10 protein-coding genes are annotated in these 10,361 nt (G+C 55.9%); 5 read left to right on the forward strand and 5 right to left on the reverse strand.

Annotated elements, in window-relative coordinates; translation table 11 throughout:
• Positions 1-85: 85 nt before the first annotated feature.
• Together hetR and IQ273_RS09315 are read right to left on the reverse strand one after the other, a co-directional pair.
• Positions 86-1,003 carry a heterocyst differentiation master regulator HetR gene (gene hetR, locus IQ273_RS09310; protein ID WP_194022907.1) on the reverse strand — a complete coding sequence of 306 codons (918 nt, stop codon included), beginning with the start codon at positions 1,001-1,003 and terminating at the stop codon, positions 86-88.
• Positions 1,004-1,426: 423 nt separating this feature from the next.
• Positions 1,427-1,744 (reverse strand): hypothetical protein, encoded by a 318-nt coding sequence (locus IQ273_RS09315; RefSeq protein WP_194022897.1) that lies wholly within the window; start codon positions 1,742-1,744, stop codon positions 1,427-1,429.
• Positions 1,745-2,281: 537 nt separating this feature from the next.
• On the opposite strand from IQ273_RS09315, the gene IQ273_RS09320 reads away from it, so the two are divergent.
• Positions 2,282-3,412 (forward strand): pyridoxal phosphate-dependent aminotransferase, encoded by a 1,131-nt coding sequence (locus tag IQ273_RS09320; RefSeq protein WP_194022898.1) that lies wholly within the window; start codon positions 2,282-2,284, stop codon positions 3,410-3,412.
• Positions 3,413-3,526: 114 nt separating this feature from the next.
• Positions 3,527-6,571: an EAL domain-containing protein gene (locus tag IQ273_RS09325; RefSeq protein ID WP_194022899.1), complete on the forward strand. Its 3,045-nt coding sequence runs from the start codon at positions 3,527-3,529 to the stop codon at positions 6,569-6,571.
• Here IQ273_RS09325 and IQ273_RS09330 read toward each other — a convergent pair.
• The 3 genes from IQ273_RS09330 to IQ273_RS09340 all read right to left on the reverse strand — a co-directional run bounded on the left by IQ273_RS09330 (position 6,537) and on the right by IQ273_RS09340 (position 8,079).
• The gene (locus IQ273_RS09330; RefSeq protein ID WP_194022900.1) at positions 6,537-6,779 is read right to left on the reverse strand and encodes a hypothetical protein; all 243 of its coding nucleotides are present in this window, start codon (positions 6,777-6,779) and stop codon (positions 6,537-6,539) included. The two genes, IQ273_RS09325 and IQ273_RS09330, sit on opposite strands and share 35 nt — an antisense overlap.
• 137 nt (positions 6,780-6,916) lie before the next feature.
• Positions 6,917-7,516, reverse strand: coding sequence for a superoxide dismutase (locus IQ273_RS09335; protein WP_194022901.1), 600 nt, complete (start codon positions 7,514-7,516; stop codon positions 6,917-6,919).
• A 131-nt stretch (positions 7,517-7,647) separates the two neighbouring features.
• Positions 7,648-8,079 carry a peptidylprolyl isomerase gene (locus tag IQ273_RS09340; protein WP_194022902.1) on the reverse strand — a complete coding sequence of 144 codons (432 nt, stop codon included), beginning with the start codon at positions 8,077-8,079 and terminating at the stop codon, positions 7,648-7,650.
• Between the two features lie 227 nt (positions 8,080-8,306).
• Here IQ273_RS09340 and IQ273_RS09345 point away from each other — a divergent pair, with 227 nt between their 5' ends.
• The 3 genes from IQ273_RS09345 to IQ273_RS09355 form a co-directional block, all read left to right on the forward strand.
• Positions 8,307-9,254 (forward strand): TIGR02587 family membrane protein, encoded by a 948-nt coding sequence (locus IQ273_RS09345; RefSeq protein ID WP_194022903.1) that lies wholly within the window; start codon positions 8,307-8,309, stop codon positions 9,252-9,254.
• On the forward strand, positions 9,254-9,685 hold the full coding sequence (locus tag IQ273_RS09350; protein WP_194022904.1) for a TIGR02588 family protein: 432 nt from the start codon (positions 9,254-9,256) through the stop codon (positions 9,683-9,685). Before IQ273_RS09345 ends, IQ273_RS09350 begins: the two co-directional genes overlap by 1 nt.
• 58 nt (positions 9,686-9,743) lie before the next feature.
• A partial coding sequence (locus IQ273_RS09355) for an EamA family transporter (RefSeq protein ID WP_194022905.1) occupies positions 9,744-10,361 on the forward strand: 618 nt, incomplete at its 3' end.

Genomic DNA, 10,361 nt, shown 5'->3' on the forward strand with positions numbered 1-10,361 from the left:
CTACGGAGTCATCTGGGTTCAAACAAATGTGGCAGATCTAGAAGATCTGCCACATTGTGCCGTCTGTAGCGATCGCAAAGGCGACCTATTTCAAGTGGTGGCCAATCACCATCTGTAGCAGCGATGGCTCTCCACCGGGCTGATGGTGTCGATCGGCCCAGGTGCGAATCACTTCGTCTAACTCTTGCAGGGCAGCTTCTCGATCGGCGGCGGGGATATCCAATTCTTCTAGCACCCGCATGGTGCCGGGAATACCGTTGGCCCACTCGCGCATCATGCGGAAGTACTGGGCCGTATCGTCTACCATGGCGTACATGCGCTCCTGGTCGTCGACCGGCGCGTAGGAGGCTCGGGCCAGCCCGTAGTAAGAAGCTCCCCAGGAGGCATCAATGCGAGCTACGGTACCTGAGTAAATTAGCCGTCGCCGAATATGCTCGGCTAGCGCTTCGCTGAGGGGGACGCGGTGATCAGAAGGGAGGTCATCCTGAGACTTTTCGTGCAGGATTTCAATTAGCTCTAGAAACTGGAACGAATTGATGATGCGGGCATCGGGGCAGGGAGTCGGCAGCTTATTTTCTAAAATAGCTTTTTCTTCGCTGGTGAGAGAGGTGCCCGACACCCGCGACTGGCCTGGCTGCCAGGGGTAGCGCCGCAGCCACATATAGGGAAACTGAATTAGATAACGGGGTTCTTGGGAACCCAGCATTTTGAGCAGTTTCCCCTCGGTCAGGGCCTGGCGCATTTCCTCTACAATGGCCTTGACCCGCTTTGGCTCGATGTGGTGCAGGTGCCCCGTCATGCGCAGGTTTTCGCCCTGCTCTAGGTAGGTCATATAGATGGCGCACTTGGCTGCGGTAGCCGCCGCATCTAAAAAGGCACCATGGCGATGACCGCCAGTGCGCATGGCGCTAAAGGCGATATACAGCAATATTTGGTCAATGGCGCTGGGGCTGAGGCGGCGAATGAGCGCTTCATCTTCTACCGCCAAAGAAGACAAAGGCATAGAAACAAGAGGTTCAGCCATCGGACTTGGGAAAACTCAAAACAACAGGCGGTAGCGCAGCCCACGCTGCTAAGGATGCGAAACCGTTGGAAAAACGCCAGAAATACGCAAATACAGCTTAGTCTAAAAGTCTGATGAGAATATGCAAGCTTGTGAATTTGAGATAAATACTCGTAAGTATATAAAGCTTTGGGCCTGGCTCTACTGACTCGGTCATGGGCCAGGCCTAACTGAAATTTGATTGACCCCTGGCTAATCCCCCTGATTAAACCTAAGTGTGACGCAAAACCTTACCAATTCATCCCATACTGGAGGCTAATTTTGCAGCTCAATTAGCTCAGAAGGCACGGTCAGCGGATTATTTGTCTTTGGGAGTCAGACCTTTAGGCGGCAGGCCCACTTTGAATAACCTGTACTCGCGGGCTAGGTGGTGGTGCCTGGCTGGGTGATTCTGCCGCTGCCACGGTAGGCCAGAGCGTCGTACCGGTCTGAGGCCGTTGTCGGCGGTTGAGGGTCAAGTCGACCACTGCCGCGAAAGCTTAACCAACCCACGACCGCAGGTATTCGGCTAAGCCGACCGCTACCGCGATCATCCTCCACGCCGACGGTGGCGACGAGGCTGGCTTCAGCATAAAATTGGAGTGCGGCAGATAACCCGAGAGGGGTAGCTGTTATCAGCAGGCCCAGGCTAACGGCGCAGGCCAAATCAGGTATTAAGGAACGAAGGAAGGAAGGGTGCATAGGACGTGGCCTTGTTAGCGCTTCTAGTCCTAGTTACAAACCTATGCACCGTCAGTCAGGAAAATCTTTATCCGTAAATCTGCGGGTTTTGAAATTTTAGTAGTCCCTAGCACGGATTTTCCCTGGCTGAAGGGCTTTTATCAAAAGGCTGGGTTGACCGTTTTGAGCGGGTTTAGGGTAAATTCGGGGCGCGTGTAAGGCGAGGGCGAAGGCCAAAAGCTGCTGCGCCGGGAGCAGAATGTTTACCAAACCTTTATAGACCAGTCGGGCGATCGCAGCGAGAGCATAGGGAAGGGCACGGCTTGAACAAATGTTTGCGATCGTAGAAAAACCCTTTACCGCAATGGTCAGAACCGACCAAACGATCTAATCTATGGGGAATTGTGTTTGTGTGACTGAGTTCAGACTTGAGTGCAGATTAGAGGCATGTTCTCCTAACGCACCGCTGTTTGGGGTCAGCCTGTAGCCAACGTTCGTTGAGGTGTGGCCGTGCCCCCATTAGCCCTAGCAAACCGCGTAACCTGCGTAACCCCTTCTATGACTCTGGCCATTTCGGCTCGAGCCAAGGCGATGAAGTCGGAGGGGTTGCCGGTGTGCAGCTTTAGTGCTGGAGAACCCGATTTTGATACCCCTGACCACATTAAGGCGGCGGCCAAAACCGCCCTTGATGCAGGCAAAACCCGCTATGGTCCGGCGGCTGGCGAACCGGCGTTGCGTCAGGCGATCGCCCACAAGCTTCAGCACGACAACGGCCTCTGCTATGGCCCTGAGAATGTCATTGTCACCAACGGCGGCAAACATTCTCTCTACGGCCTGATGATGGCTTTGATTGAACCCGGCGACGAGGTGATTATTCCAGCGCCCTACTGGCTGAGCTATCCCGAAATGGTCAAACTGGCTGGGGGGACACCGGTCATTGTGCCTACCACGGCTGAGCAAAACTACCGCATTACCCCAGCGCAACTGCGCCAGGCAATCACCCCCAAAACCAAGCTGTTTATTCTCAATACCCCCTCAAACCCCACAGGGATGGTTTACTCCCCGGCTGAAATCGCGGCTTTGGCTGCGGTAGTGGTCGAGGCCGGTATTTGGGTGGTATCTGACGAAATCTACGAAAAAATTCTCTACGACGGGGCTACCCACCTGAGCATTGGGGCGGTGTCGCCTGAGGCGTTTGAGCACACCATTATTAGTAATGGCTTTGCCAAGGCCTACTCAATGACGGGCTGGCGGGTGGGCTACCTGGCTGGGCCAGCGGAGTTGATTAAGGCCGTTAGTACTATTCAAGGCCACAGCACCTCGAATGTGTGTACCTTTGCCCAGTATGGTGCGATCGCGGCCCTCGAAGGCCCCCAAGACTGTGTGACTACTATGGGCCAAGCCTTTGCTGAGCGGCGACAGGTGATTATCGATCGGTGTCGGGCGATTAGCGGTCTTAGCTGCGGCGAACCCGAGGGAGCCTTTTACCTCTATGTCGATATCAGCGCTCTGGGTATACCCTCCCTCGACTTTTGCACTCAGCTGCTTGATGAAAAATACGTAGCGGCTATTCCGGGCGTAGCCTTTGGGTCTGAGGGCACCATTCGCATCTCTTACGCCACGGGTATGGAGACTATTCTGGAGGGCATGGATCGGCTAGAAGCATTTGTGGCAGCGCGTCAGGGTTAGCATCAGGCGGCTAGGCAAAGTCCTTTTATTTTTCTTTCATTAAATGTGATGTCGGTGGCTTAGTTTGGGCACCAGGCAGGAATACTAAATAAAGTTGTTGGTATTACTTGCTACATGGGGCATCGTTTTCCGTCATTGCTAAGCCGAGGTACGTTTAGCCATATTCCGTTACGGTTGCTGATTGTGGTGCCCTTTGTGCTGCAGTTGTCGGTAGCGGTGGGTCTCACGGGATGGCTATCCATGCGTCAGGGGCAGCGGGCGGTGAACCAGGTGGCGGGCCAGCTGAGAGATGCTGTTTCGCACCACATTGACCACAAGCTAGAAGAGTTTTTGGCCACCTCTCATCTAGTCAACCAACTCAGTTACGATGCCATCGCCCTAGGCCAGCTTGACCCAACTAATGAAGAAGAACTATTTCGCCATTTCATGCGGCAGTCGCAGCGATTTAGCCACATTGACTCAATTTTTTGGGGACAGGCCAACGGCGAGTTTGTGGGTCACACCGTTTTGGGTCAGCAGGCCCACCAGAGGATGCGCGGCGGCCCTTCTTTAAACAACCACATTCAGTTTTTGAAGGTGGATGCAGTCACGGGGCAGCCTGCTGAACTGGTGCAGTCAACGCCCGATTGGGATACGTTGACCCGGCCCTGGTACCGGGCAGCGGTGCAGGCTGAAGGCCCGGTGTGGGGTGAAGTTTTCCCGTACCACGCCTTGCCTGTGCTGGCCATTTCGGCGTCTAGACCGGTATATGACGACAACGGCAAGCTGCTGGGCGTGCTGGGCAATAACTTCTTCCTGACTCACATCAGCCGCTTTTTGCAGGAGATGCCGATTAGCGAGCATGGGCAAGCGTTCATTATGGAGCGGTCGGGGCTGCTGGTAGCCACTTCAACTGCGATCGCCCCCTATGAGTTAATTGACGGTCGCCCTCAGCGATCCTACGCGGTAACAAGCCCAGACCCTTTGATTCAAGCCAGTGCACGGCTGCTGCTCAACCAGTCGGGGGGCGATGGTAGCCGAATTCAGCCCCAGCAGACTGAGTTTAAGCTCGATCGAAAGCGCCAGTTTATGCAGGTCTCCTCCCTCAGCGACGGCAACGGCCTTGACTGGCTAATTGTGGTGCTCATGCCCGAAGACGACTTTATGGCCGAGATTGAGGCTAGTCGGCGCAATACAATTGCTCTGTGTGCCCTGGCTCTGGCCGGAGCGATCGCCTCTGGCCTCTACACGAGTCGCTGGATTACCCGACCCCTCAACGCCTTTAGCTCGGCCTCGCAGGCCATTGCCGATGGCCACCTCGACCAGGAAATTGGCCCCACGGGCATGCAGGAGCTAGAGGGGCTGGCTCAGGCCTTTAACAGTATGGCCGCGCGGCTGGAGTCGTCATTTAGCGACCTTCAGCGCTCTAAAGCTGACGTTGAGCGCGCCAACGCTGAAATTCATCAGCAAGCCGCTCTTTTTCGCTTGATGGCCGAAAATATGAGCGATTTAGTCTGCCTGCATAGTCTAGATGGCACCTATCTCTATATCAGCCCCTCGGCGCAGTGGCTGCTGGGCTACACGCCTGAAGCGCTCATGGGTGTGCACCCCTGCACCTTGGTGCACCCCGATGATCTCTCCGAATGTCAACGGTACCTGCATCCACCCGCTGAAGGCCACCCCCTGACCTTAAAGCCTGTAGTCTGCCGCATGCGCCATCATGAGGGTTACTACATTTGGCTAGAGACGTTTACACGGCCCATTGTCGATGCTGCGGGTGCGGTGGTGCGGCTCCAGACGGCTTCTCGCGATGTCACCGACCAGGTAAGAATGCGCCGCCAGCTTGAGCACGACGCTTGCCACGATAGCCTGACAGGGCTACCCAACCGTAAGCAGCTGCAAGAGCGGCTAGAAACGGCCCTCAACCGAGCCCGAGCGAACAGTAGCTACCGCTTTGCCCTGCTGTTCTTAGATATTGACCATTTTAAGGTCGTTAACGACAGCTTAGGCCATCTGATTGGCGATGAGCTGCTGATGGAGGTGGCCAGTCGGCTAAACGCCGTGCTGTCAGCGACCGATCTGGCAGTGCGCCTGGGAGGCGATGAATTTATGGTGCTGCTGGAAAATGTGGACCACTTTGAGATGGCCCAGGCGATGGCCGAGCAAATTTTGGAGATGCTGCGCCAGCCCTTTCAGCTCAGCAGCCACCAGATGTTTGCCACGGTCAGCCTGGGGTTAGTGATGGGCAGTGCCCACTACCAGTCGGCCTCCGATCTAATTCGCGATGCCGATACGGCCATGTACCGGGCTAAAGCGAGGGGGCGTGACGGTTACCAGGTCTTTGACAGCGGCATGCACGATCGCGCGATCGCGCGACTCACCCTCGAAACTGAGCTACGCCGCGCCCTGCTGAACCACCCCGAAGAGTTTGTGCTTTACTACCAGCCTATTGTTGACCTGCAAACGGCTGAGGTGAAGGGGTTTGAAGCGCTGGTGCGATGGCAACACCCCCAGCGGGGCCTGGTCATGCCGGGTGAATTTATTTCGGTAGCCGAAGAAACCGGGTTGATTGTGCCCCTCAGCTCTTGGCTGCTAGAACTAGCCTGTCGCCAAATGGCCACCTGGCAACGCACCTACTCTCAGGCGCTAGGTCTAACGGTCAGCGTTAACCTATCGGCACTACAGCTGCACAGCAGCGGTTTACTGGAGCGGGTCGATCAGGTACTGCACAACGTCGGGCTTTCTCCGCGTAGTCTGGTGCTAGAAATCACCGAAAGCATGCTAGTAGACAATATTGATGACACCATTGCAGTGCTCAACGGTCTACGCCAACGGGGAATTGCCCTCAGCATCGACGACTTTGGCACCGGCTACTCGTCGCTGAGCTACCTATACCGCTTCCCGATAACTAGTCTCAAGATCGATCGATCTTTTGTTAGCCAAATGGAAACCAGCCTCAGCCATGAAACTATTGTGCACACCATCATCAATTTGGGGCGGCAGCTGGGCTTTAGGGCGATCGCCGAAGGTATTGAAACGTCTGAGCAGGTTAGTGCCCTGAAGCGCCTCGGCTGTGACTATGGTCAGGGCTACTGGTTTGGCAGACCCCAGCCCGCCGCCGAAATCGATAGCTGGTTGACCCAGGCTACAGCTTACTACCGACCTTACCCGGTGGCTTAAGCCGTCGGTCTACCCATCGTTTGGCCTTATAAATAGCCTCAGTGCGGCTAACAACTCCAGGTACCGCTACGGCACAGCCGCGATCGTGAGTGGCCCAAACCGCATACATCAGCAACCCGTTTTCGGTGCTCTGGTCAAGCTCCAGGTAAAAGCCCCGATAGGTAAATGACAGCACCACGTGGGGGTAGTCGGGGTCGGCAAACAACATAGAGGATAGGGTGTAAGGTTCAAGGCTTCAGGTTCAAGGGCCTACTTTAGACCAAATAAAGAGGCTAAACCAAAAAAGAGGCGAGCCGGAGCCCGCCCCTATGAGTCGCGGAGCACGACTACGGTGTTGTCGCCAAGCTAAGCAGCGGCGAGGTTGCTGGCGGCAAAATCCCAATTCACAACATTTTTTAAGAAGGTGTCAATGTAGTCCGGGCGCTTATTTTGGTAGTCGAGGTAATAGGCGTGCTCCCATACATCCATCGTCATTAGAGGCACCTGATTGGCAGGAAGGGGGTTGTCGGCGTTGGCAGTTTTAGTCACCTTGAGGGTGCCATTGTCGAGCACCAGCCAGGCCCAGCCGCTGCCAAACTGAGTAGCCCCAGCGGTCTTAAATTCTTCGGCAAATTTGTCAAAGCTGCCGAAGTCGGCGTCGATTTTGCTGGCTAGGTCACCAGAGGGGGGGCCGCCGCCGCCCGGCTTCATCGAATTCCAGTAGAAGGTGTGGTTCCAGGCCTGGGCACCGTTGTTGAACAGACCCTGCTTAGAGCTATCACCCGCGATCGCTTTGATCACCGCTTCGATCGGCTGGCTGTCGTGGTCGGTACCTTTGACGCCATCGTTGTACTTGCTGACATAGGCTGCGTGGTGCTTATCGTGGTGAAATTCCAGCGTGCTCTTAGAGATATAAGGGTCTAAGGCATCGTAGGCGTAGGGAAGGGGGGGCAATTCGTAGGCCATAGGGCTCCTGAGGGTAAAGGCCGAGGGCATCATAAATCGCTCTGCCCATTAAAAACTATCCCCCTGGGGTGGAGGGGGATAGGGTAAACGGCCTGTTTAGACCGGCCTTTAGGTAGGGATTTTGCTGCTGTTTAGCCCTGAATAGCCACCAGTTCGATTTCAAAAATCAGGTTTTCTCCTGCTAGGGGATGGTTGGCATCGAGAGTAACATCGGCTTCTGAAAGATCGGTCACCATTACGGGCACCACTTGGCCCTGAGGCCCCTGAATTTGCAGCTGTTGGCCGACATCCAGCGGAATATCGTCAGGAATGTGGTGGCGCTCGACCACCATAACCATTTCTTCCCGATGGGGACCGTAGGCCCTTTCAGCCGGAATCACTTCGGTTTTGGCGTCACCGGGGGTCATGCCCACCACCGCCGCCTCAAAGCCTGGAATAACCTCGCCGTTGCCGATGGCAAACTCTAGGGGGTCGCGATCGCGCGAGGAGTCAAACACAGTGCCGTCTTCGAGCTTGCCGGTGTAATGAATAGCAACGCTGTCGCCTGATTTAGCCTGGGTCATGGAACCATCCTTGCAATGCATTAGGGGTTATTGTGTAGTCATAGAAGCTGTCCTGTTCACGCTAACGGGCATTTTGTCGAACCCCAGCAATACTAGAGATTTTCCTAAGGTTTCGGGCCAGGGCATGCGGGGCAAAAGGTACTGGATGATATCCTCCGCGATCGCCGAAGCCCTTGATATCCTGTAGGTAAGACACTGCCTATAGCCATAGAACCGAGATATTCACGATGGCTACTTCCATCGATAGCCCCATTCCCCAAACTGACGCCAATATCTGGCTGAGCGAATTTCAGGCCATTTTGCAGGGGGCGGTCGGCGGTTTTTTGTTCGGCATTCCCCTGCTTTATACCGTAGAGGTGTGGTCAATTGGGGCGGCTACCGATCCCCGCTGGCTGTTGGCGGTGCTAGCGGCCACCCTGGTGGGGGTAGGGCTACTCACCCAGGTTGAAGGGTTTCGGCAAACCCTCAGCCTGCATCCGCTAGAGGCCTTGCTCGAAAGCATTGAAGCGGTTGCCATTGCAGTAATTTGTGCAACGCTGGCCCTGATGCTACTGCGCCGCATTACCCTTGCTACGCCCCTGGCCGAAGTACTGGGCAAGGTGGTGTTTGAGACCGTCCCCTTTGCCTTGGGAGTAGCCCTGGCGCGATCGACCCTGCAGGGGAAGCGAGGGCGCAGTATTGGTACAGCTCCTCATTCTGAGCCGATGCCCGAACGCTTCACAAATCGCCGCACTACGGCCCCCCGATCGCGACGGCTGGCCTCACCTACCCTGGCAAACCTGGGCGATGCCTTAGTCGATTTTGACGCCGCTCTAATCGGCGCGGTGCTGATTGCTTTTAGCATTGCCCCCACCGAAGAAGTGCCCCTGCTGGCCGCTTCTCTGCCCCCCCTGTGGCTGCTGCTGATTATGGCAGCCTCCCTGGGCCTCTCCTACGCGGTTGTGTTTGCTTCAGGCTTTACCGATCGCGCTGAGCGGCGGCAGCGAGGCCTGCTGTTTAGCCCCATTACTGAGACTCTGGTAGCCTATTTGGTGGCGCTGCTGGCCTCGCTGGCTATGCTGGTGTTGTTTCAACAGCTCAACCCCAGCGACCCCTGGTCAGAATGGTTAAGCGATATTTTAGTGTTGGGTCTACCGGCCTCCATTGGCGGGGCCGCAGGGCGTATTCTGATTTAATGAATTTGCCCACACCGACCGATCCCACACCGACTGATGTCTCCAAACGCTTCACCCAGCGCTCTGCCGCCGAGTGGGTGACATTTATGGTGGCCTTGATTATTTTGCTGGGCCTGGTAGGGCTGATTTTTTTCGACTGGCAAACTAACCAAAACCAGCCCCCCGCCTTTGCGGTGACAGTGTCTGAGGCGGCACGGGTGACCGATGGCCAATACTACGTACCCTTTGCCATTACCAATACCGGCGGGCGCATTGCTCGTATGGTGCAGGTCACAGCCGAACTCAACACTGCGGGGGCTGACGACGAGACGGGCGAGCAGCAGATCGACTTTCTCTCAGGCCACGAAACCAAGGCGGGTAGCTTTGTCTTTACCCACGATCCCCAGGGGGGGAATTTAGTGGTGCGGGTGGCCAGCTACCGTCTACCGTAGAATGCTTGGGAATGGGGCGCGAGATAAAAGGCATCCCGACATCAAAACAGGGGGATGCATGCTCGGCTACGTCTTAATTTTGCTGGCGACCGTTTGCTTTGGGGCTCAAAACTTGATTACACGGGTGCTGTTTGTTCCCTCAGACCTACTGGGTCTGGTAGAGACCGGCGGCTTTGTGGAACCCACCCTGTCTAACTCGTTTTTGCTGATGTTTATGCGAACGGTGGTAGGGGTGCCCCTAATGGCGGTGCTGCTGCCTCCCGTATACCCGCCCATATGGGCTGACCTGCGCCGGTTGGGTTCAGCCAACTATCGCCGTGAACTCTACCTGGCCCTAGCGGGCGGCGGGCTGATGTTCTCCTATCTGGCGCTGCTGTATGTGTCGGTGGGGCGCATTGCCGCAGGCATTGCGCTGACTCTGTTTTTTACCTTCCCGGTCTATACGGCGCTGCTAGATTGGTACTGGTTTGGCCACCGCCCCAGTGCTAGCCGCTGGGGCATCTTAGTCTTGATTTTGGTGGGGAGCGCACTGACAGTGCCGATGACGGGAGCCGCGATTGAGAGCTGGCTGGGGGTTGTCTTTGGGCTGGCATCAGGTGTGGTGTACGCCTTCTATACCGTAGCCGCCCAAAAAGCTTTTGAGACCTTCCATCCCGTACCCTTTACGGGCATTAGC

It is taken from the genome of Nodosilinea sp. LEGE 07298, assembly GCF_015207265.1.
Lineage (GTDB): Bacteria > Cyanobacteriota > Cyanobacteriia > Phormidesmidales > Phormidesmidaceae > Nodosilinea.

Excerpts from the sequence above, each read along its gene's own strand:
- IQ273_RS09335 (WP_194022901.1), bottom strand. The coding sequence starts at position 7,516 with ATGGCCTACGAATTGCCCCCCCTTCCCTACGCCTACGATGCCTTAGAC.
- IQ273_RS09340 (WP_194022902.1), bottom strand. The coding sequence starts at position 8,079 with ATGACCCAGGCTAAATCAGGCGACAGCGTTGCTATTCATTACACCGGC.
- IQ273_RS09345 (WP_194022903.1), top strand. The coding sequence starts at position 8,307 with ATGGCTACTTCCATCGATAGCCCCATTCCCCAAACTGACGCCAATATC.
- hetR (WP_194022907.1), bottom strand. The coding sequence starts at position 1,003 with ATGCCTTTGTCTTCTTTGGCGGTAGAAGATGAAGCGCTCATTCGCCGC.
- IQ273_RS09325 (WP_194022899.1), top strand. The coding sequence starts at position 3,527 with ATGGGGCATCGTTTTCCGTCATTGCTAAGCCGAGGTACGTTTAGCCAT.
- IQ273_RS09320 (WP_194022898.1), top strand. The coding sequence starts at position 2,282 with ATGACTCTGGCCATTTCGGCTCGAGCCAAGGCGATGAAGTCGGAGGGG.
- IQ273_RS09350 (WP_194022904.1), top strand. The coding sequence starts at position 9,254 with ATGAATTTGCCCACACCGACCGATCCCACACCGACTGATGTCTCCAAA.
- IQ273_RS09330 (WP_194022900.1), bottom strand. The coding sequence starts at position 6,779 with ATGTTGTTTGCCGACCCCGACTACCCCCACGTGGTGCTGTCATTTACC.
- IQ273_RS09315 (WP_194022897.1), bottom strand. The coding sequence starts at position 1,744 with ATGCACCCTTCCTTCCTTCGTTCCTTAATACCTGATTTGGCCTGCGCC.